At 71.0% G+C, this 21,591-nt stretch carries 18 protein-coding genes; 12 read left to right on the forward strand and 6 right to left on the reverse strand.

What is annotated here, in order from left to right; all coding sequences use genetic code 11:
* Positions 1–31: 31 nt before the first annotated feature.
* Positions 32–322, reverse strand: coding sequence for a co-chaperone GroES (gene groES, locus ACRWK7_RS02885; protein ID WP_431854665.1), 291 nt, complete (start codon positions 320–322; stop codon positions 32–34).
* A gap of 275 nt (positions 323–597) precedes the next feature.
* On the opposite strand from groES, the gene ACRWK7_RS02890 reads away from it, so the two are divergent.
* From ACRWK7_RS02890 to ACRWK7_RS02900, 3 genes are all read left to right on the forward strand, one after another.
* Positions 598–861, forward strand: coding sequence for an usg protein (locus ACRWK7_RS02890; RefSeq protein ID WP_431854666.1), 264 nt, complete (start codon positions 598–600; stop codon positions 859–861).
* A 109-nt stretch (positions 862–970) separates the two neighbouring features.
* On the forward strand, positions 971–1,108 hold the full coding sequence (locus ACRWK7_RS02895) for a hypothetical protein (RefSeq protein ID WP_431854667.1): 138 nt from the start codon (positions 971–973) through the stop codon (positions 1,106–1,108).
* Positions 1,109–1,204: 96 nt separating this feature from the next.
* Positions 1,205–1,693 carry a lysozyme gene (locus tag ACRWK7_RS02900; RefSeq protein ID WP_431854669.1) on the forward strand — a complete coding sequence of 163 codons (489 nt, stop codon included), beginning with the start codon at positions 1,205–1,207 and terminating at the stop codon, positions 1,691–1,693.
* Between the two features lie 100 nt (positions 1,694–1,793).
* Here the strand turns inward: ACRWK7_RS02900 and ACRWK7_RS02905 are convergent, their stop codons facing one another.
* Positions 1,794–5,285 (reverse strand): FAD-dependent oxidoreductase, encoded by a 3,492-nt coding sequence (locus tag ACRWK7_RS02905; protein ID WP_431854670.1) that lies wholly within the window; start codon positions 5,283–5,285, stop codon positions 1,794–1,796.
* 169 nt (positions 5,286–5,454) lie between these two features.
* On the opposite strand from ACRWK7_RS02905, the gene ACRWK7_RS02910 reads away from it, so the two are divergent.
* Positions 5,455–6,528, forward strand: a complete 1,074-nt coding sequence (locus ACRWK7_RS02910) for a COX15/CtaA family protein (protein ID WP_431854671.1) — start codon at positions 5,455–5,457, stop codon at positions 6,526–6,528.
* Positions 6,529–6,822: 294 nt separating this feature from the next.
* On the opposite strand, the gene ACRWK7_RS02915 is transcribed toward ACRWK7_RS02910, so the two are convergent.
* Together ACRWK7_RS02915 and ACRWK7_RS02920 are read right to left on the reverse strand one after the other, a co-directional pair.
* Positions 6,823–7,635, reverse strand: a complete 813-nt coding sequence (locus tag ACRWK7_RS02915; protein ID WP_431854672.1) for an endonuclease/exonuclease/phosphatase family protein — start codon at positions 7,633–7,635, stop codon at positions 6,823–6,825.
* Positions 7,632–9,812 (reverse strand): VTT domain-containing protein, encoded by a 2,181-nt coding sequence (locus ACRWK7_RS02920; protein WP_431854673.1) that lies wholly within the window; start codon positions 9,810–9,812, stop codon positions 7,632–7,634. The genes ACRWK7_RS02915 and ACRWK7_RS02920 overlap by 4 nt, the downstream gene beginning before the upstream one ends.
* Positions 9,813–9,997: 185 nt before the next feature.
* Here ACRWK7_RS02920 and ACRWK7_RS02925 point away from each other — a divergent pair, with 185 nt between their 5' ends.
* The 4 genes from ACRWK7_RS02925 (at position 9,998) to ACRWK7_RS02940 (ending at position 15,006) form a co-directional block, all read left to right on the forward strand.
* Complete coding sequence (locus ACRWK7_RS02925; RefSeq protein ID WP_431854674.1) at positions 9,998–10,693, forward strand: ABC transporter permease subunit; 696 nt, start codon at positions 9,998–10,000, stop codon at positions 10,691–10,693.
* Positions 10,694–10,696: 3 nt separating this feature from the next.
* Positions 10,697–11,467, forward strand: a complete 771-nt coding sequence (locus ACRWK7_RS02930; protein WP_431854675.1) for an ABC transporter permease subunit — start codon at positions 10,697–10,699, stop codon at positions 11,465–11,467.
* Complete coding sequence (locus tag ACRWK7_RS02935; protein WP_431854676.1) at positions 11,464–13,074, forward strand: ABC transporter ATP-binding protein; 1,611 nt, start codon at positions 11,464–11,466, stop codon at positions 13,072–13,074. The genes ACRWK7_RS02930 and ACRWK7_RS02935 overlap by 4 nt, the downstream gene beginning before the upstream one ends.
* Positions 13,075–13,194: 120 nt before the next feature.
* Positions 13,195–15,006 (forward strand): PAS domain-containing sensor histidine kinase, encoded by a 1,812-nt coding sequence (locus tag ACRWK7_RS02940; RefSeq protein WP_431854677.1) that lies wholly within the window; start codon positions 13,195–13,197, stop codon positions 15,004–15,006.
* A gap of 145 nt (positions 15,007–15,151) precedes the next feature.
* Here ACRWK7_RS02940 and ahcY read toward each other — a convergent pair whose 3' ends face one another.
* Both ahcY and ACRWK7_RS02950 read right to left on the reverse strand, forming a co-directional pair.
* Positions 15,152–16,450 carry an adenosylhomocysteinase gene (gene ahcY / locus ACRWK7_RS02945; protein ID WP_431854678.1) on the reverse strand — a complete coding sequence of 433 codons (1,299 nt, stop codon included), beginning with the start codon at positions 16,448–16,450 and terminating at the stop codon, positions 15,152–15,154.
* A 115-nt stretch (positions 16,451–16,565) separates the two neighbouring features.
* Positions 16,566–17,765 carry a YbfB/YjiJ family MFS transporter gene (locus ACRWK7_RS02950; protein ID WP_431854679.1) on the reverse strand — a complete coding sequence of 400 codons (1,200 nt, stop codon included), beginning with the start codon at positions 17,763–17,765 and terminating at the stop codon, positions 16,566–16,568.
* A gap of 350 nt (positions 17,766–18,115) precedes the next feature.
* Here ACRWK7_RS02950 and fdxA point away from each other — a divergent pair, with 350 nt between their 5' ends.
* The 4 genes from fdxA to ACRWK7_RS02970 all read left to right on the forward strand — a co-directional run bounded on the left by fdxA (position 18,116) and on the right by ACRWK7_RS02970 (position 21,532).
* On the forward strand, positions 18,116–18,454 hold the full coding sequence (gene fdxA / locus ACRWK7_RS02955; protein ID WP_109117572.1) for a ferredoxin FdxA: 339 nt from the start codon (positions 18,116–18,118) through the stop codon (positions 18,452–18,454).
* Positions 18,455–18,788: 334 nt separating this feature from the next.
* Positions 18,789–19,289: a CarD family transcriptional regulator gene (locus tag ACRWK7_RS02960; RefSeq protein WP_431854680.1), complete on the forward strand. Its 501-nt coding sequence runs from the start codon at positions 18,789–18,791 to the stop codon at positions 19,287–19,289.
* A gap of 111 nt (positions 19,290–19,400) precedes the next feature.
* Complete coding sequence (locus ACRWK7_RS02965; RefSeq protein ID WP_431854681.1) at positions 19,401–20,231, forward strand: hypothetical protein; 831 nt, start codon at positions 19,401–19,403, stop codon at positions 20,229–20,231.
* Between the two features lie 413 nt (positions 20,232–20,644).
* Positions 20,645–21,532 (forward strand): RNA polymerase factor sigma-32, encoded by an 888-nt coding sequence (locus ACRWK7_RS02970; protein ID WP_431854682.1) that lies wholly within the window; start codon positions 20,645–20,647, stop codon positions 21,530–21,532.
* Positions 21,533–21,591: the final 59 nt, after the last annotated feature.

Consider the following 21,591-nt stretch of genomic DNA (forward strand, 5'->3'; position numbering starts at 1 on the left):
ATGTTGATGACGGCGGAAACGGGCGGAGGACTTAGGCCTCGATGACGCCCATGATGTCGGATTCCTTCATGATCAGGAAATCCTCGCCGTCGATCTTCACCTCGGTGCCCGACCACTTGCCGAACAGGACGCGGTCCCCGGCCTTCACATCGAGCGTAACCACCTTGCCGGCCTCGTCGCGGGCGCCCGGGCCCACCGCGATCACCTGACCCTCCTGCGGCTTCTCCTTCGCCGTGTCGGGGATGATGATGCCGCCCTTGGTCTTGGTGTCGGACTCGATGCGCTTGACGACGACGCGGTCGTGCAGCGGACGGAACTTCATGTGCGTGCCTCCTGCAAAGGCTCAAAGGAATTTGGGTTTCGGGCGTTGTTAGCACTCTCGCCCGGTGAGTGCCAGACAGCTAATCGAACGGCCGATGCGATTCAAGAGGGTCGTTGGCGCATTTGTGCGAAAAGCTGGCAGCAGTCGCGCGGGTCTGCTGATAAGTCTTTGAAAAGGAACGAAATTCTGCGTTGCGCGTTGATCGTTGGCGCGGCAAGCTTCATCAAAACGCAACAGGGGATCGCCGCAGGATCAACCATCACGGAGGTGTGCGCATGACCGACCTTGCCCGGCAGCTTCGCGACTACCGCCTGACCACGGCGGAGATCCTCTACCACATGCCCGACCATCCCGCCCTGCTGCAGAGCTTCATCTGGCAGGACCTGGACATGGCGCCGCATTACCCGGTGCTGAAGCGCTTTCTCGACTACTGGCAGCGCAACCTGGACGGCAAGCTCCATTCGGTAAAGCTGGCGACCCAGGGGCTGATCGCCCCGGCCGAGGTGCGGCTGGTCGCCGCCGAACTGCGGCTGCACTGAGGGCGTTCCTCGCGGTCGGTGTGATGGCCGTCACTGCCTTCCTGCGCCAATTGTCTAAATTTTTAGGCAAATGGATGCGCCAAGGGCGCACGCGGAGGGATGAACGAGCATGCTGCACACCGACCATGACGAGTCCGACGCCTGGCTGGCCGAGGCGGCTCTGGAGTTCGCCACGATCGCCGGGCTGTTCGCCATCTTCTTCGGCCTGTTCTTCCTGCTGCACGCACTGGAAGATCTGCCGGTGTGATATCCGGCCGAGGGAAACGCCTCGGATGCGGATCAAATTTTACTTACAACGCATGATCTGTTAGCATTCCGGCTCATTCCCGCAAAGAGGTGTGCGATGACAGAGCCGGTCTGCCAGGACGCCGTCGACCTGGTGAAGCATTTCGAAGGCCTGTACCTGAAGGCCTACCTGTGCCCGGCCGGCGTGCCGACCATCGGCTATGGCCACACGGCGGGCGTGAAACTGGGCGATACGATCACCGAGGCGCAGGCCGACTCCTATCTGGCCGAGGACTTGACCGGCGCCGCGGCCGGCGTGGACCGGCTGGTGAGAGTGACGATCAACCCGCAGCAGCGCGGCGCGCTGGCGTCCTTCGCGTTCAACCTGGGGGTCGGAAATCTCGAAGAGTCCACCCTGCTGAAGAAGGTCAACGCCGAGGACTTCGCGGGTGCTGCCGGTGAGTTCGGCAAGTGGGTCTACAGCACGGTGGATGGCCGCAAGGTGGTCCTGCAGGGTCTCGTCAAGCGCCGCGCCGCCGAGGCCGCGCTCTTCCAGGGCGAGGCGGACTTCCTGAACGCCGAACCGACGCCGGCGGCGACGGCCTAGCCCCCTCCCTAACCCTCCCCCGCTCACGCGGGAGAGGGAACTCCGTTGCTCTGCCCCCTCCACCGCGCAAGCGGGGGAGGGCTGGGGAGCGGCGCACTCCTTACCGTCGCGCGCCCATCTGCCGCAGACAGCGGTCGATCCACTGCGCGGTCAGCTTCTCCTGCACGGCGTTCTGCTTCAGGCGGTCGTTGAGATTGGCGAAGTCCACGCGGTCCAGGTTCTGGTCCTGGTTGAAGCAGGAGAACACCACGCTCTCCTCGCCCGTCTCCAGGTCGCGGTGGCGCTGCAGGCACTGGGCGCAGATCTCCTTCATCATGCACTGCATGGGGGAGTTGATCGAGCCGATGCCCACGTGCCCCGGCTTCAGGTAAGGCTTCAGCACCCCGTGCCGTGCAGCCCCCACCGCCGCCATCATGCGGTCGGAGCCGATGGCAACGATGCGGTCTACGTCCGACAGCGGGATGTCCGTCCGGCCCAATTCGCCCGACGCATAGGCGCGCATCGCCTCGACGATGTTGCCGACGAAGGTCTTGTCGCCCGGCCGCGAGGGCTCGAAGCCCGGCGCCTCGTCGCTGCACCAGATGACGCGATCGGCGGCGGCCTCGATCTGGTCCACCTTGTAGCGGTCGATCAGCTTCTTGTAGCCGGCGAAGTAGACCACCCGGCAGCCGCGGGCGCGCGCCGCCTGCCCGATGGAGAACAGCACCGCGTTGCCGAGGCCGCCGCCGACCAGACAAATGGTCTCGCCCTCCGGCACCTCGGTCGGCGTGCCGGTTGGGCCCATGACGATGACCGGGTCGCCGGTCTTCAGCGTCGCGCACAGGTCGGACGAGCCGCCCATCTCCAGCACGATCATCGACAGCAGGCCGCGCTGCTTGTCCACCCAGGCGCCGGTCAGCGCCAGCCCCTCCATGGCCAGCGTGGTGTGCCCCACGCGGTAGGCCAGCGTCTCGAAGTTCTGCAGGCGGTAGAACTGGCCCGGCTCGAAGCGGCGGGCGGCGGCGGGGGCCTTCACCACCACCTCGACGATGGTCGGCGTCAGCCGGTGCACCGCGTGCACGCTGGGGCGCAGGTCGTGGTTCAGCGTCTGCACCAGCCGCTCCGGCGCCACCGCGGTGGGCGAGCGCTTCTCCAGCACCCGGCTGACCACCGGGTAGCCGCGCTTCGCCCCGCCCATCGCCTTCACCACGTTGCCGGAGAAGGACGGGTGCAGGTCGCCGAAGAAGGACAGGAAGCGTCCGTCGGGCGCCTTCGCCATCAACACGTGGGTCGCGGCCGGCTTCGGCATCGGCTCCGGCTTTACCGGGTTGCCGTCCTCGTCCAGGGCGCGGAAGGTGCGGCCATCCAGTTCCACCCACTCCGGCTCCTCGCGGGCCAGCACGGTGTTGGGCTGGGTGCCGGCGGCAACCAGGATGGTGCGGGCGGGCAGGGTGACGTCCACTGCGGCCGGGGCGACCACGCCGTCCGGCCCGACCGGGTTGTGGGCGAGGTGCAGCGCCCTGGCGGCGCCATGCTCGTCCATCTCCACGGCGCGCGGGGTGACGCACTCCAGGAAGCGAATGCCCTCGGCGAGGCCGTGCGCCACCTCCTCGTGGTTCAGCGTGTAGCTCGGCGCGTCGATCAGCCGGCGGCGGTAGGCGATGGTGGCGCCGCCCCAGGACTCCAGCAGCGCGGCGATGCGGGGGGCACGGGCCTCCTCCGCGGCGGCGGCGCGCTCGGCGCGGATGGCGCGGGCGTGACCGAGGAACTCGTCGGCCAGCACCGCCTCCTCCGGCGTCCAGCGCCCCCGCACCGCAGGCTCGCCACGCTCGGCGACGAGGGTCTCGTAGCGCGCCAGGAACTTCTCGACCTGGACGGGATAGTAGGCCAGCGACTCGGTGGCGGTGTCGATGGCGGTCAGGCCGCCGCCGATCACCACGATGGGCAGGCGGACCTGCAGGTTGGCGATGGATTCGGTCTTCGCCGCCCCGGTCAACTGCAGCGCCATCAGGAAGTCCGAGGCCTGCCGCACCCCGCGCGCCAGCCCGTTCTTCATCGGCACCACGGTCGGCTTGCCGGCGCCCATGCACAGCGCGATGTGGTCGAAGCCCAGCTCGAACGCGTCGTCGATGGTCAGCGTGCCGCCGAAGCGCACGCCGCCGACGATGGTCATCCGGCTGCGCCGCTCCAGCAGCAGGCGGACGACCTTCAGGAAGTTCTTGTTCCAGCGCACGGTGATGCCGTACTCGGCCACGCCGCCAAAGCCGGCCATGACGCGCTCGTCCAGCCGGTCGTAGAGGTCGTGCACGTCGCGGATCGGCCGGAAGCCGACGCGCGTGCCGCTGGGCAGCACGCCGGAGAGGTCGGCGGGCAGCGGCTCGATCTTCAGGCCGTCGATGCCGACCACGGTGTGGCCGTCGTTCATCAGGTGGTGCGCCAGCGTGAAGCCGGCCGGCCCCAGCCCGACCACCAGCACCTTGTAGCCGCTCGTCGCCTTCATCACCGGGCGCCGCAGGTCGAGCGGGTTCCAGCGCGTCAGCAGGCTGTAGATCTCGAAGCCCCAGGGCAGCTCCAGCACGTCCTTCAGCGTGCGGGTCTCGGCCTGCGGGATGTCGACCGGCTCCTGCTTCTGATAGATGCAGGCTTTCATGCAGTCGTTGCAGATGCGGTGGCCGGTGGCCGCGCACATCGGGTTGTCGATGACGACCGCGGCCAGCGCGCCGACCGGCGCCCCCTCGGCCTTGAGGGCGTGCATCTCCGAAATCTTCTCGTCGAGCGGGCAGCCGTGCAGCGTCACGCCGAAGGCACTCTTGGCGTAGCCGCCGGCCTTGCGGTCCACCAGACCGTGCGAGCAGCTGTCCTTGCCCTGGTTGTGGCACCAGATGCAGTAGTTGGCTTGGTCGAGCGCGCCCTTCAGGTCGGTGCCCGGGTCGGTGAGGTGGAAGCCCTGGCGTTGGCGGCAGCGCTCCTCCGGCGCCTTGGCCATGGGGGCGCCGTGCCGCTCCTCCACGGCCAGCGGCACGAGGTGCAGCGGATCGGTCTTGTGCGGCACCTGGAACAGCACGCCCCTGCCATGCTTGGCGCGGCCGGCCTCGGCGAACACCGCCCAGGCCGCGTACTGCGCGGCGGTGTCGAGCTTGTCGGCGTGCTCGGCCTCGGCGTCCATCCAGGCGAGCACTTGGCGGGCGAAGGCGATCTCGGTCAGCGGGCCGGCCAGCCAGTCCTCCAGCCGCGCCGCCAGCTCGGCGCCGTCCAGGCCGGGGATCGCCTCGGGCGCCACCGCCTTGGCGGCGCGGCGCTGCACGAACAGGCGCTTGGCAGCGTAGAGAGGCGCCAGCTCGTGGTGGCGGGCGCGCAGCTCGTCCAGTTCGGCGCGGATGCCGAAGAGCCGGCCGAGGAAATCTTCCAGGTGTGGGGCGACGGCGATCAGCAGCTCGCTCTCCGCCTTGCGCTCCAGCGCGTCGGGAGCGGTGCGCCCCGCCTCCAGCCGGGTCGCCAGATCGGCGTCGGCGCCGGCGAGATGGTCGAGGAACGCGCGGTCGATGCGCAGCAGCCCCTCCCGCTCATACAGATCCGCGAACTGGAGGCCGTAGCCCAGCGTGAGGTCCGTCATCGCCGCCTGCCGGGGGCTTCTGCCCCAAATTGTTGGTTGCTCAATCGAATTTGTAACATTCCCGGGACCAGCGTACAGCCAAATCCCGCCGATGGGCGGGGCCCATTTGACGCAGCCCGGCCCCGTCCCCACATTCTCCCGGCCGCCTACCCCCAATGGATCGCTGCCCGTGACGAGCCTGACCGACACTTACGTTTCCCGCGCCGAACCCCATGCCGAACGGGCGTTGCGGCCGATCGCCGTGTGGCTGCTGGCCTGCGCCGGCATGGTGTTCGCCATGGCGGTGATCGGGGCGATCACCCGGCTGACCGAATCCGGCCTGTCGATGGTGGAGTGGAAGCCGCTGATCGGCATCCTGCCGCCGTTGTCGGAAGGGGAATGGCAGCGCGTCTTCGACCTGTACCGCCAGACGCCGGAGTTTCGCGTCTACAACGCCTGGATGGACCTCGCCGGGTTCAAGCAGATCTTCTTCTGGGAGTGGTTCCACCGCCTGTGGGGGCAGCTGATCGGCTTCGTGTTCCTGCTGCCGTTCCTGTGGTTCCTGGCGCGCGGGCGGGTGCCGCGGGCGCTGGCGCCGCAGCTGGCCGGACTGTTCCTGCTGGGCGGGCTGCAGGGCGTCATCGGCTGGTTCATGGTGAAGAGCGGGCTGGCCGACGCGCCGCACGTCAGCCATTACCGACTGGCGCTGCACCTGGGCACGGCGATCCTGATCTACGCCGCGCTGATCCGGGTGGCGCTGGGCGTCCTCGACCCCGCCCCGCTGGCCGGCTGGCGGCCGGAGGCGGCGGGCCTGCGCCGCGTCGCCCGCTGGGCCCTGGGGCTGGCGGCGGTGACCATCGTCTGGGGCGCGTTCGTCGCCGGCATCCGCGCCGGCTTCGCCTACAACACTTTCCCGCTGATGGCCGGGCACGTCGTGCCGCCCGAGGTGTGGAACCTGTCGCCCTGGTGGATCAACGCCTTCGAGAACACCGCGACGGTGCAGTTCCTGCACCGCGTGCTGGCGCTGACCACCGGCGCGATGGCGCTGGTCCTGGCGGCGCGGGTGTGGGCGGCCGGTCTGCCGGGGCGCGCCGGGCGGGTGGCGCTGCTGCTCGGCGCTATGGTGCTGGTGCAGATCGCGCTGGGTGTGGCGACCCTGCTCAGCGTGGTGGCGATCCCGCTGGCGGCGGCGCACCAGGGCGGGGCGCTGGTCGTGGTCGGGCTGCTGGTGTGGCTGATCTACGAGTTGAAGCCGGTGCGGTGATCCGGGGAACAACGGGGTCACACGGATTTCACGGATTTAAGCACGGATTACACGGATTTTTTATTCGTGGTTCAGCCGCAGCTTCTCGTCAGCCTGAGTGCTTCCTTACACGTCATCCCCGCCTTCGCCGGGATGACGATTGAAAGAGGTTGCCGCAACTGGGGAAGTCTATCCGGCAAAGGCTTGCGGGATCGTGCACGCGCCTCAAGCCTCAAAAAAATCCGTGTAATCCGTGCCTCAAATCCGTGAAATCCGTGTAGACCGGGTTGCCTGCAAGGATCCGACACGCACCCGTTACGGAACCGCCACCACCGCCCGCACCGGCAAATGGTCCGACGCCCGCCGGGTCATCGGCGTGCGGATCACCTCGAAGGCCGGGATCTTCAGGCCGCCACGGACGTACATGCGGTCCAGCCGCAGCGTCGGCATCTTGGCGTGGAAGCTGCGCGGGCTCGCCCAATCCTCAAAGGACTCGGCCAGGCGGCGCAGGCGCGGCGAGGTGGGCGTCCACTCGTTCAGATCGCCCATGAACAGCGACGGCAGCTCCGGCTGCTGGTCGAGCAGGCCGATGATCCGGGCGATCTGGCTGGCGCGCTCCCATGGGTCGAGGCCGAGGTGGGCGGCGATCACCCGCACCGGGCGGCCCTCCACCTCCACCACCACATCGACGCCGCCGCGCGGCTCGCGGTGGCGGACGCACAGGTCGATCGGCGTCACCGAACGCACCGGCAGCCGCGTCAGGATGCAGTTGCCGTAGTGGGCGCGGGCGTTGTGCTTGGTGGGCGCGGCGTGCGCCGTCAGGCCGGTGGCCCTGGCGAGGTAGTCGAACTGGTCCAGCCCGACCTCGCCGCGGTGGTGCCAGCCGACCTCCTGCAGGCCGATCAAATCGACGTCGAGGCCGCGGATCACCTCGGCGATGCGGTCGGGCGCGAAGCGGGCGTCGAGGCCGACGCAGCTGTGGATGTTCCAGGTGGCGATGCGCAGCGCCGCCATGCCCTCGGGCAGCGGGTTCGACCGGCTGTCCGGCGGGCGCAGGTGGCGGCGGGCGCGGGCGGCCCGCAGGGCCGACGCGATGCGCCGAACCCGCTCGTCGGTGAACCGGATCACGAGTCCCTGCCTCCCCAGCCTGTCCTGCCCAACACCCGGCTCGCCGCCCAGCCCAGCCCGACCGCCACGGCGGCGAGTCCGACCAGCAGCGCCACGTCGGCCCCGGTCGGATTGCGCAGCGTCCGTTCCAACTGGTTGCCCAGCAGGCTGAACGCCAGCGTTCCCGGCGCGATGCCGGCCAGGGTGCCGACGACGAAGTCGCGGAAGCGGATGCGCGACGCCCCGGCCACCAGATTGATTACGGTGAACGGGGCCACCGGGACAACCCGGATCGTCGCCACCGCGAGAATTCCGCTGCGCGCCAGCCGCGCGCTGGCCCGCGCCACCGCCGGCCCGCCGAACCGCTCGATGTGCCGGCGCCCCAGCGTGCGCCCGATCCAGAACAGCACCGCCGACGAGGCCAGCGCGCCGGTCATTGCGACCACGAAACCTTCCAGCGGGCCGAGCACGATGGCGGTGGCGGCGATCAGCACGGTGATCGGGAACACCACCAGCCCCGCCAGCACGTAGAGCGCCACCAGCCACACCGGTCCCAGCGGCGTGCCGCGCAGCGACTCCAGCCCGGCCATCACCGCGTCCAGCGTCGCCAGCACCTTGAGGTCGGTGACGCTCCACAGCGCGTACAGCCCGCCCAGCACCAGCAGGATCGCCAGCCCCGCCAGCACGGTGTGCTGGCGCGGGATCAGCGAGGGCAGCACGCGACCGACCAGCTCGGTCGCCGGCACCGGCCGCTCGGGATCGAGAACGCCGGTATCGGCCATTGTGGCGCCGATGACGCCGGGATCCGGCGTCTCCAGCACCTCCAGCGTGCGGCCCATGCCGCCGGGGCGGCGCAGCGACTCGATGGCGCCGATCAACGAGCCGGTGCGCTGCACCGCTCGGCCCAGCGCCTCCGGCGCGACGCCCAGGTGCTCGCCCAGCAGGTCGTCGCGCACCGCGGTGACGGCGGCGCGCACCTCGGCCTCGCGCGGGTCGCCGGCGCGCGCCTCGATGGCGAGGTCGCATTCGGTGTCCAGGCCCATGGAGCGGTTGTTGAGGTTGGCCGAACCGATGCGCAGCAGCCGGTCGTCGATCACCATCACCTTGGCGTGCACGGTGATGTGCGTCTGGTCGGTGACCGGCGCGTACAGGCGGAAGCGGCCGTGCGGGTCGCACTCCTTGAGCTGGCGGGCCAGCCGGTTGCGGGCGGAGACCATCACCTGGTTCTCCAGCCAGCTGTTGGCGCGCACCGGGTTGACCACCACCACCTCTGGCCCGTCCGGCTCGGCCAGACGCTTGCGCAGCGCCTCGGCGACGGCCTGGGCGGCGAAATACTGGCTTTCCAGGTAGATGGTTCGCTTCGCGGCCGCGATGCCGTCGAGGTAGAGCGCCTCCACCTCGCGCACCTCCGGCCGCCCCCCCCAGTGCGGGTCGGTGCGCGCCACCGCCACCGGATGCTCGCGCAGCAGAACCGGCAGCAGCTCGGCCGGCCAGGGGTCGTAGCCGGGCGGCGTCGGGGCCAGCGGCTGGCCGGTGGCGCGCAGCCAGCGCTCGCGGAACAGGTCGCCGAGCGCGCGGGCGGCGTCGCCGTCCACCGCCATCATGATGTCGTGGAACGGCTCGTAGCACTGCCCGTCGGGCTGGCGGCGGTTGGGCTCGTCGCGGCGGTGGGCGCGGGTGTCCCAGCGGTTGGCGGTGAGGTCGAGGCCGCCGCAGAAGGCCAGCGCGTCATCGACGATCAGCAGCTTCTGATGGTGGCAGGCGCCGGTGGGATGGTCGCTGTCGAGGCGGTAGTCCAGGCGGGGGTGGGTGAACAGCCGGCGGATCGACAGCGGGTGCTGCCCCCGCCCGATGTCGAACAATTCCGCATAGTCCCATTTGAGCACCCGGATCTCCAGGTGCGGGCGCTTGGTGGCCAGCCAGTTCAGGAAGTGGCCGAGCCGGTCGGGGCGGCGCGGCGGGCGCTCGTGCGGGGTCAGGCGCATGCGCGGGTCGAGGTCCCACGCGGTCAGCAGGATCGAGCGCCGGGCACGCCGCATCGCCTCCTTGGCGATGGTGAAGTAGTTCTCCGCGTCGATGGCGATGCCGATGCGCCGGGCCTGCTCGACCCGCCAGCAGGTGCGGCCCGGCACGAACAGGCTGGGTTCGGCCGCGACGGGGACGGGCAGGGTGGTGGCGTGGGGCGACGGAAGCGGCATGCGCGGTTGGCTCGCGGAAGGAGGGCCGGTAGACAACGAACACCTGACCGGTGCGTTCCGCTCCGGCACGGGAGCGATTCCCGTTGCCCGCAGCCGCGCTTCGCCGCTACGGTCGGGCCTTGCCGTCCGCCGGACGAGTTACCGCGCCCGATGCCGTTGCCAACCGCCCGTTCCGACCTCCGCCCATGGTGAGTTTCGCGCTGCGCCGTTTCGCCGCCGCCCTGACGGCGGTGCTGCTGCTCGCGGCCGCGGCGGCCTTCGGCGTGCCCGGAGGGACGGCGGCGCTGGGCCGCGCCGCGGCTGGGCTGCCGGCGACGCTGGCGCTGGTCGGCGGGGCGCTGGCGCTTGGACTGGCGTTCGGCGCGCCCCTTGGCTTGGCCGGGGGGCGTTTGGGCGAGGCGGCGGCCACCGTGGGGGCGGCGGTGCCGGGGTTCCTGGCGGTGGCGCTGGTGGTCGTGGCGCTGGGTGTGAAGACGCCGGCGCTGGCGGCCTTGGCGCTCGCGGTGCCGGTGCTGGGCGAGGCGGCGCGGATCGGGCGCGCGGGCGCCGTGACGGCGGATCGGCAGGGCTTTGCGCTGACCGCGCGCGGGCGTGGCGTGCCGGCGCGGGAGACGTTCCTGCGCCACACGATGCCGGCGGCGCTGGCGCCGCTGGCCGGCGCGCTGGGGCCGCTCGCCGCCGCGACGGTGGCCAGCGGGGCAGCCGCCGAGGCGCTGTTCGGGCTGCCGGGCACCGGATCCATGCTGGTGCAGGCGGCGCGCGCCGGGGATGCGGCCGGGACCGCGGCGGCGGCGGCGCTGCTCGCGGGACTGGTTCTCCTGCTGCGCGGGCTGGGCGCCGTGCTGCGCGGCGGCCTCGACCCGCGCGCGCGGGTGGAGTGAGCCATGGAGCGCACCCGCTTCGACATGGCAACGGAATCGCCCTGGCGGATCGCGCGCCACCGCTTCGCGCACCATCGCGGCGCCATGCAGGGGCTGGCGCTGCTGATGGCGGTGGTGTTGGCCGATGCGCTGGCGCCGCAACTGCGCGGCGTCGTCGGTGACGAGCCGATCGCCGACGCCCTGCAGGGCGGCCACGCGACGCTGGCCTTCGCCGTCGCGGCGGCGCTGGGCGGGGCGCTGCTCGGCGGAGCGTGGGGCGGGCTGGCGGCGCTGCTCGGCGGGCCGGTCGGGCGGGCCTTGGTGCGGACCGCGACCGGGCTGACGGCGCTGCCGCTGGCGCTGCTGCCGGTTGTGGCGGCCGGGTTGGGCGGGGGCGGGCCGCTGCCGTTCGACGCGGCGGTGCTCCTGTCGCTGGTGCCCGGCGCGGCGCTGGCGACGCACGGTGTTGCGATGGAGGCCGGACGGCACGGCATCAACGCGGCGGCGCGGGCCGCCGGGTTGGGGCGGTATGAGGTCTGGCGGCGGCACACGCTGCCGAACGCCCTGGGGCCGCTGCTGGTGGCGCTGTGGCCGGCGCTGCCGCGCGCGGTGCTGGTGCTGAGCCTGGGCGCCGTCCTCGGCGTGGGCGGGGTCGGCACCTGGGGGGCGCAGATCGGCGCCGCCAGGAGCTTGGCCGCGCTGTTGCCGCCGGCGCTGCTGCTGGCGGCGACTCTGGCGGCGCTGCACGCCATCGGCCACGGCATCGAGGCCGCCTTCGCGCCGGAGCGTCCATGAGCGCGCCGCTGCTGCTGGCCGACGGGCTGACCGTGCGCTGCGGCGGAACGGTGATCGTGCTGAACGCCGACTTTGCGGTGGAACCCGGCGCGGTGCTGGCGATCAGCGGACCGGCCGGTGCCGGCAAGAGCCTGCTGCTGCGCGCCGCCGGGGGGCTGCTCCCTACGGGCTACGTCGCTGACGGTCATGTTTCGCGGCCGGAACGGATTGCGCTGGTGCCGCAGACGGCGCGTCTCACCCCGCACCGCACGCTTGGCGCCCAGTTCACCGAGGTGCTGGGCGGGGATGCGCCGGCCCGCGCCGTGCTGGCGCTGGAAAGGCTGGAGGTGCCGATGGCGGCGCGCCGGCTCTCCCTCTATCCGCACGAGCTGCCGGAGGGGCTGCGGGTGCGCGTCGCGCTGGCGCTTGCGGTGGCGTCCGACCCGCAGGTGCTGCTGGCCGACGCGCCGGGCGCCGGGCTGGACCCGACGGTGCGGGCGCGGCTGCTGTGGCTGCTGGCGGCGTGGGCGCGCGAGCGCCGGGCCGGGCTGGTGATCGCCGGGCGCGACGCCGCGGCGCCGGCAGACCGCGCGCTGCACCTGGATCTGGGGCGCCTGGGCCCGCCGCCGGAGCCGGGCGAGCATCCCGAGGCCGCGCCCTCGGCCGGCGGCGCGCCGGTGCTGTCGGTGCGCGACCTGCGCGTCGCCTTCCCGGTTGGGCGGACATGGCTGGGCGGCACGCGCTGGCTCAGCGTGGTGGAGGGCGTCGGCTTCGAGCTGGCGGAGGGCGAGACGGCGGCGCTGCTCGGCGAGACCGGCAGCGGCAAGGCGATGGTGGCGCGCGCCATCCTGCGGCTGGTTCCGGCGGCGGGCGGGCGGGTGGCGTGGCATGGCCGCGACCTGCTCATCCTCGACGAGGCGGCGATGCGGCACGAGCGGCGCGACGTGCAGGCGCTGTTCCCCGACCCGCGCGCCGCGCTCGACCCGCTGTGCAGCGTCGGCGGGCACGTCGCCGAGACGCACGCCGCGCTGGTTCCGGAGGAGGACGCGGCGATGCGCCCGGTGCGCGTCGCCGACGCGCTGGCGCGCGCGGGGCTGCCACTGGCCGCCGCCGACCTCTACCCGGCGGCGCTGACGGTGGGGGAGGCGGCGCGCGCCGGGCTGGCGCGGGCGCTGGTCACGCATCCCGGTCTGCTGGTGTGCGACGAGCCCACGGCGAGCCTCGACGCCGCCGACCGCGAGGCGCTGGTCGGCCACCTGCTGCACCTGCAGGGCCAGCAGCGCACCACGCTGGTGCTCGCCACCGAGGACGCGGCGCTGGCCTTCCGCATGGCGCACCGCGTGCTGGTGCTGCTGGCCGGTCGCGTGGTCGAGGAGGCGGACCCCGCCGCTCTGCGCGCCGACGCGCGCCATCCTTACACGCAGGCGCTGCTCGCCGTCGCCGAGGGGCGCAAGCCGGAGCTGCGCGGCGACCCGCCGTCGGCGCTGCGGCCGCCCGGGGGCTGTCCGCTGAGGCTCCGCTGCCCGCGCGCCGCCGACGTCTGCGCCGACAGCGTCCCGGTGCTGGAGACGGTCCGCCCCGGCCACCGCGTCGCCTGCCACCGCTGGGACGAGCCGGAGGTCGGCTGAGGGCGAGACTGGGCGGACAATACGCCGCACCCTGCGGGGCTGGTGCGTGCGCGCCCAGGTTTCAGCGCTGCGTGGGGATGTGGTATCCAGGTAAACGCCCCTTAACCAGAACGCGCGCCGATGACCCGTGTCCAGCTCGATGACCCCGACCCGGACGGGCTCGGTCTGCTCGAAGGGCTGGCGACGCCCCTGCTCCTGGTTGACCCGGCCGGGTCGGCGATCTGGCTGAACGGCGCGGCCCGGGCGTTGATCGGGGACGGCGGTCCGGTGAGCGTCGCGCTGCCGGCCGGGGCCGCGGAGCCGCGGGTGACGCTGCGCCGGGGCGCCGCCGCGCTGGAAGTGGACATCCGGCTCTCGCCCGCCGGCACCGCGGGCGGGGTGCCCCTGGTTCTGGTCGAGGTGATGCCCGACACGCCGGCGCGCCAGGAGGTGCTGCGGCTGACCGAGCAGCTGGTGGCGCTGTCCTACGCCTACCCCGACATGCGCTTCGAGCTGGCGCGCGACGGCACCATCCTCGACTTCGCCGCTGCCAGCCCGGCCGAGCTGAACGTGCCGGCGGAGCGCTTCCTCAACAGCCGGGTGCAGGACGTGCTGCCCGAGCCGGCCGGCGGGCTGGTTGGTGCCGCGCTCGACCGTCTGAATCAGGGCGAGGAGGTGGCGGGGGTGGACTTCGCGCTGCCCGGGCCAGATGGATCTCCGGACGGTGAGCGCTGTTTCGAGGCGCGGCTGGTGGCGCTGCTGGACGGCGCGCGGGTGCTGTGCAGCGTGCGCAACGTCACCGGCAAGGCGCAGGCCGAGCGGCAGGCGCTCCGCGCGCACGAGTTGCTGGTGGACGCCATCGAGAGCATCGCCGACGGCTTCGTGCTGTACGACGCCGACGACCGGCTGGTGCTGTGCAACGCCAAGTACCGCGAGCTGTACGCGCTGAGCGAGGATCTGATCCGCCCCGGCACCAGCTTCGAGACGATCCTGGTCGAGGGCGCGCGGCGCGGCCAGTACGCCGTGCCGTCCGACGAGCTGGACGCTTGGCTGGCCGAGCGCATCGCCCGCCACCGTGCGCCCGGCCCGCCGTTCCAGCAGCGGATGGCCGACGGCCGCTGGCTGCGCGTCGAGGAGCGGCGCACCCGCGACGGCGGCACGGTGGGGCTGCGCAGCGACGTCAGCGACCTCAAGCAGCAGGAGGCCGAGCTGCGCGCCGCCCGCGACGAGGCGGAGCGCGCCAACCAGCGCAAGTCCGACTACGTCCATCACCTGAGCCATGAGCTGCGCACGCCGCTCAACGCGGTGATGGGCTTCGCGCAACTGATCGGCGACGAGCTGATGGGGCCGCTCGGCAACCCGCGCTACCGCGACCACGCCCGCCAGATCGCGGCGGCGGGGGAGTACATGCTGGACATGATCACCCGCCTGCTCGACCTCGCCAAGATCGAGGCCGGGCGGATGGAGCTGCGCGAGGAGCCGTGCGACCTCGGCCTGATCACCGACATGACCTTCGCCATGATGCAGGCGCCGGCCGGCGCGCGCGGCGTGGCGCTGCTCTGCGCGGTGCCGGAGGACACGCCGCCGGTGCAGGGCGACCTGTCGATGCTCCGCCAGATGCTGACCAATCTGGTGAGCAATGCCGTCAAGTTCTCGAAGGAGGGCGGCCGGGTGGTGGTGGGCGCCGCGCGGCTGGACGACGGAAGCGTGGCGCTCAGCGTCGCCGACACCGGGATCGGCATGTCCGCCGAGCAATTGCCGCGGGCGCTCGACGCCTTCGGGCAGGTGCACGAGCGTGCGGTGTCCGCCGAGCGGGGGTCGGGCCTGGGGCTGCCGCTGACGCGGGCGCTGATCGAACTGCACGGCGGGCGGTTCGAGATCGACAGCGCGCCGGGGGTGGGGACGACGGTGCGGCTGGTGTTCCCGGCGGGGAGGGTGTTGCCCCCTCCCTAACCCTCCCCCGCTTGCGCGGGAGAGGGAACCTGCCGCCATCCCCCTCCATCGCGCAGCGGGGGAGGGCCGGGGAGGGGGCAAAACGCACCAAGAAAAAGCCCCTCCCTTGCGGGAGGGGCCCAGTCATGCGGGACTGTTCGACCGCTTAGTAGCGGTAGTGGTCGGGCTTGTACGGGCCCTCGGCGGCGACGCCGATGTAGCTGGCCTGCTTCTCGGTCAGCGTGGTCAGCTTGGCGCCGATCTTGTCGAGGTGCAGGCGGGCGACCTTCTCGTCCAGGTGCTTCGGCAGCACGTAGACCTTGCGCTCGTAGTTCTTGGCGTTGTTCCACAGCTCGATCTGCGCCAGCACCTGATTGGTGAAGGAGGCGCTCATCACGAAGCTCGGGTGGCCGGTGGCGCAGCCCAGGTTCACCAGGCGGCCCTTGGCCAGCACGATCAGGCGCTTGCCGTCGGGGAACACCACCTCGTCCACCTGCGGCTTCACCTCTTCCCACACCAGGTTCTTCAGCGAGTCGATCTGGATCTCGCTGTCGAAGTGGCCGATGTTGCAGACGATGGCGCGGTCCTTCATGGCGCGCATGTGGTCGAGCGTGATGACGTCGACGTTGCCGGTCGCCGTGACGAAGATGTCGCCGAGCGGCGCCGCCTCGTCCATGGTGATGACCTGATAGCCTTCCATGGCGGCCTGGAGGGCGTTGATCGGGTCGATCTCGGTGACCATCACGCGCGCACCCTGCGAGCGCAGCGAGGCGGCCGAGCCCTTGCCCACGTCGCCGTAGCCGGCGACCACGGCGACCTTGCCGGCCACCATCACGTCGGTGGCGCGCTTGATGCCGTCCACCAGCGACTCGCGGCAGCCGTACAGGTTGTCGAACTTCGACTTGGTGACGCTATCGTTGACGTTGATGGCGGGAACGCGCAGCGTGCCGGCCTTCATCATCTCATACAGACGGTGCACGCCGGTGGTGGTCTCCTCCGACAGGCCGCGCACGTCGTTCAGCATCTCCGGATACTTGTCGTGCATGATCTGCGTGACGTCGCCGCCGTCGTCCAGGATCATGTTCGGGGTCCAGCCGTCCGGGCCGCGCAGCGTCTGCTCGATGCACCACCAGAACTCCTCCTCCGTCTCGCCCTTCCAGGCGAAGACCGGGATGCCGGCCGCGGCGATGGCCGAGGCGGCGTGGTCCTGGGTCGAGAAGATGTTGCACGACGACCAGCGCACGGTCGCACCGAGGGCGGTCAGCGTCTCGATCAGCACGGCGGTCTGGATGGTCATGTGCAGGCAGCCGACGATGCGGGCGCCCTTCAGCGGCTTGGAATCGCCGTACTCGTCGCGCAGCGCCATCAGACCGGGCATCTCGGTCTCGGCGATCGTGATCTCCTTGCGACCCCACTCGGCGAGGCCGATATCCTTGACCTTGTAGTCCGTGAAGCTGGCGGCCATCGCGGCTGTCTCCTGCAAAATTCGTTCGGCGGGGGCGGAACGGACCTTCCCCTCATGGCGGCTCGTGTACCAGCCGCGCCCATCGCATGCAAGCATAAAGATATCTTTATGTTTGTCAGCCAGCCTTTTCGGCCGATGCCCTTCCGGAGGAGGCGGGCGACGCGCCTGGCGAGGGGGCCGGACGGCTGAGCAGCAAGCCGCCCAGCAGGCACGCCGCCCCCAGCGCCACCACGCCGGACGCGCCCATCAGGGCGGCGGCGAAGCTGCCGGTGCGCTCCACCGCGATGCCGGCGGGCAGGGGGCCGAGGATCTGGCCCAGGCCGTAGGCGGCGGTGAGCGCGCCCACCACCTTGGCCGAGGCGCCACCGGAGAGCTGGCGGCCCAGCATGAAGGCCATCGACACGATGCCGACGAAGGTGCCGCCGAACAGCACCGCCGAGGCGAAGCCGCCCACCGCGCCCAGCCCGGCCAGCGGCAGCACGATGCCCACCGCCTGCGCCAGATGCGCCAGGATCAGCGCCCGCCAGCCGCCGAGCTTCCGGCCCATCGCCGCCCAGAACAGGCCCGAGGGCACGGCGGCCAAGCCGGCGACGGTCCACGCCGCCTCGCCGATGGCCGCGGTGTCGGGCATGCGCTTCAGCAGCGCCACCAGGAAGGTGCCGGTGACGATGTAGCCCGCCCCCTCCAGGAAATAGGCGGCGGTGAGCAGCAGCAGCGGCGCCGACAGTCCGCCGGTCACCGCCGCCGCGGTCGCCGCGTGCTTCGGCGCGTGGTCCTGCACCCACAGCCACACCGGCACCGCCATCGGCACGCACACGGCGCCCAGCGCCAGCCAGTCGCCGTCCCAGCCGAGCCGGCCGCCGAACAGCGCGACGAACAGGCCGGACCCGGCGATGCCGGCGCCCACGCCCATGTACATCCAGCCGGCGCGGGACTCCGCCCCCATCCGCACCAGCGCGTCCAGCACCATGGCGATGCCGAGGATGAACATGCCGGCGCTGGCGAGGCCGGAAAGGAAGCGCAGCACCGACCAGAGGAAAAAGTCGTCGGTCACCCCCATCCCGGCGGTGGTGGCGACGCTGGCCACCAGCGCCGCGCGGAAGGTCCAGGTGCGCACCGCACCGTGCGGCACCCAGCTGGCCGCCGCGGCGCCCAGGAAATAGCCGAGGTAGTTGAGCGAGGCGAGCAGCCCGGCGCCGTCGCCGCCCAACCCGGTGGCCGACTGCATCGCCGGCAGGATCGGCGCGTAGGCGAAGCGGCCGATGCCCATCGCGATCACCAGAGTCAGCAATCCGCCCAGCAGCACCCGCGCCATCGTCCCGTCCCGGTCGTGTTCCGCCCCCTCCCTAGCCCTCCCCCGCTGGCGCGGTGGAGGGAACTCCGCTGCATCGGCGGCAGCCCCCCTCTCCCGCAAAGCGGGGGAGGGATGGGGAGGGGGCGTTGTTGGTCCACAGCATCGCGCGTGCGACCAATCGTCACCAATGAAATGTTCCGATGCCTCCTATCTCCCGGTGCGAACGCACACGGGATTGCCCACGTTGTCGGCAGGGTTGCAGGCGGGGAGTCGGCGTGCTAGGCAACGCCAAGGATTTGGCGCTGTATCGCGACTCGGGAGCTTGCCGCGCGAACGGCGACGGAACAGGCGGGATCAGCGGAGAACAAAGCATGCCCTACGTCGTCACCGAAGCCTGCATCAAGTGCAAGTACACGGACTGCGTCGAGGTCTGCCCCGTGGATTGCTTCTACGAGGGCGAGAACATGCTCGTCATCCACCCGGATGAGTGCATCGACTGCGGCGTGTGCGAGCCGGAATGCCCGGCCGAAGCCATCGTCCCCGACACCGACGGTGCCGCCGACAAGTGGATGGAGCTGAACCGCGAGTACGCGGCCAAGTGGCCCAACCTGACCCGCAAGAAGGACGCCCCGGCCGACGCCGATGCCATGAAGGGCGTCGACGGCAAGTTCGAGAAGTTCTTCAGCCCGAAGCCGGGTGGGGGTAACTGACGAATATCAACTGGCGAGTCGCGCCCGCGCATAGGTGCGGGCGCCTTTTGCTGCTCTGCAAAAAAATCGGGGCAGCCATGGCTCGGCAGCAAAAGAATCCGGCGGGTTGGCTGCGCGTAACCTTTGTAACTCGGGCGTAACATCGGTATACTCCGCGCCCGGAAGCCGGCCCCTGCGCCATTGCCGGTGCTCCCTCAGACAAAGAGGCTCCTCGCCCCCATCCGCAGCCGCGTCGGACTCCATGCCCGCGGCGAGATGGTGGTGTCAGGGCCTTTTTCGCCCCTTCCACCGGGGCGGCAAAATGGCATGGTCGCGAGAGTGAGAGCCAACCAAGATGTCGAACAAGCTTGAGTTCGAGGCGGGTGACTTCGTGGTCTACCCGGCCCATGGCGTCGGTCGAGTCGAGGGTATCGAAACCCACGTCATCGCCGGCCAAGAGATTCAGCTTTACGCGATCACCTTCGAAAAAGAGCGCATGACGCTCAAGGTTCCGGTGACCAAGGCCAAGAACTCGGGCCTGCGCCGGCTGTCCACGAAGGACCGCATCAAGGTGGCCCTCGAGACCCTGCAGGGCCGCTCGCGCATCCGCCGCACCATGTGGAGCCGCCGCGCCCAGGAGTACGAGGCCAAGATCAACTCCGGCGACCCGGTCTCCATCGCCGAGGTGGTGCGCGACCTGTACCGCGGCACCGACCAGTCCGACCAGTCCTACAGCGAGCGCCAGATCTATCAGGCTGCGCTGGAGCGTCTGGCCCGCGAGCTGGCCGCCGTCGAGAAGATCGACGAGCTGAAGGCCACCGAGCGGCTGGAGCAGGTCCTCAAGAAGGCCGCCTGATCCGGCGATCCCACGCGACGACAAGGGGCGGCTTTGGCCGCCCTTTTTCGTTTGGGCTTTTCCGCGGTTGCGTCCGTTTGCCGCTTCCCCTGTCGGCCGTGCGCTGCTTACATGCGGCCCATGATGGCCGAGACGCACAAGTTCGCCGACCTGGGACGCCCGCGCCGCATCTGGGCGATCGGGTCCGTGCACGCCCAGCTCGATCGCCTGCACGCCATCCACGAGGCCGTGTGGTCCCGTTTCCAAGCCGGCGACCGGCTGGTCTACCTGGGCAACCTGGTGGGCTGGGGCGCCCCGGCGCTGGAGACCATCGACGGTCTGCTGGCCTTCCGCCGCGCGCTGCTGTCGATCCGCGGCCTGTTCCCGACCGACATCGTCTACCTGCGCGGCAGCCAGGAAGAGATGTGGCAGAAGCTGCTCCAACTGCAGTTCGCGCCCAACCCCGGCGAGGTGCTGGACTGGATGGTGCGCCAGGGTGTGGAGACGACGCTGGCCGCCTACGGCGGTTCGGCCGAGCAGGGCTTCGCCGCGGCGCGCGGTGGGGCGGTGTCGCTGGGACGCTGGACGGCGGGGCTGCGGGCGACGATGCAGGCCCGGCCCGGCCACGCCACGCTGTTCAACGCGGTGCGTCGCGCCGCCTACACCGGCACCCCCGACGCGCCGCAGCCGGGCGGGGCGCTGTTCGTCAACGCCGGCATCGACCCGAACCGGCCGTTCGGCCATCAGGGCGACAGCTTCTGGTGGGCGGGCGGCGGCTTCGCGCGGCTGGACCAGCCCTACGGCGGCTTCCACCGGGTGGTGCGCGGCTACGACCCGGCCAGACAGGGCGTGCAGGTGACCGACTTCACCGCGACGCTGGACGCCGGCTGCGGATTCGGCGGGCCGCTGGTCTGCGGCGCCTTCACCCACACCGGAGACGTCCTGGAGATGTTCCAGGCGTAAGGGGTTATCTCTTCCCTCAGACGCCGGGCGCGGCCGTCCGGCCGCTTGGCTTCGCGCCCATGTGGGCGCGGGGCCTCACTGGCCCAGTCGCGCTGCGCGCTCCCACCTGCGGTGCAGCTAAATTCCTACGACGCATGGCAGCTATGCTTCGGCCTTGCCGGCGCAAGAATATGGCCTAGCTTTGCGCTCGGACATTCGGAATCCGCCACTCCGCCCGATTGGAGGGTGGACGGCGACGGAGGTCGTACTTTTTCGTCACGCACCTGTGATCCACCATCCCCGTTCTGTTCGTATAGGAACGTAACAGGGCGGGTACCCGGCTGTTGTCCAAACCGTCGGGCTCCCTAAACGGAGCGGCATTCACACAAATTCCCCGAAGAGGGAGCCGCCGAGACGGAGGGAAGGGATACGGGATGGCGTACATCGACGATCCGGAAACTCAAAAGGCCAATCTGAGCTTCATCAAGGCCTCGATGCGCGAGCCGCTGCTCACGCGCGACCATGAGTTCGACCTCGCCCGCCAATGGCGCGAGCAGGGCAACGAACGGGCCTTGCACGAGCTGGTGCGCGCCTACACCAGGCTGGTGGTGGCGACCGCCGCCCGCTTCCGCAACTACGGCCTGCCGATGGGCGACCTGGTGCAGGAAGGCAACGTTGGCCTGATGCAGGCGGCCAGCCGCTTCGAACCGGACCGCGAGGTTCGCTTCTCCACCTACGCCGCGTGGTGGATCCGCTCCGCCATGCAGGACTACATCCTGCGCAACTGGTCCATCGTGCGCACCGGCACGACGGCCGCGCAGAAGTCGCTGTTCTTCAACCTGCGGCGCCTGCGTGCCCGCATCGAGAACGCCAACGCCGGCTCCGGCCTGACCCGCGAGGGCCGCGAGTGGATCGCCACCGAGCTGCAGGTCGACGTGACCGAGGTGGAGTCCATGGAGATGCGCCTCGCCGCCACCGACCAGTCGCTGAACGCGCCGGTCGCCGACGGCTCCGACGACGACTGGCAGGACTTCCTGGCCGACCAGCGGCCGAGCCCGGAAGAGGTCGTCATCGGCATGCGCGACTCCCGCACCCGCACGGCGTGGCTGGCCGACGCCCTGGGCGAGCTGTCCCCGCGCGAGCGCACCATCATCCAGGAGCGCCGTCTGCGTGAGGAAGGCGCCACCCTGGAGGAGCTCGGCCGCGAGCTGGGCGTCAGCAAGGAGCGGGTGCGCCAACTGGAGCACCGCGCGCTGCTGAAGCTGCGGCAGTCGATGCTGAAGCGGGTCGAAGGGTACGAGGACCTGCTGGTGGAGGCGTAACCCGCCGCCGTTCCTCCCTCCCGACCTCCCCCGCCCAGCGGGGGAGGGCAAGGGTGGAG

It is taken from the genome of Azospirillum sp. (assembly GCF_050789165.1).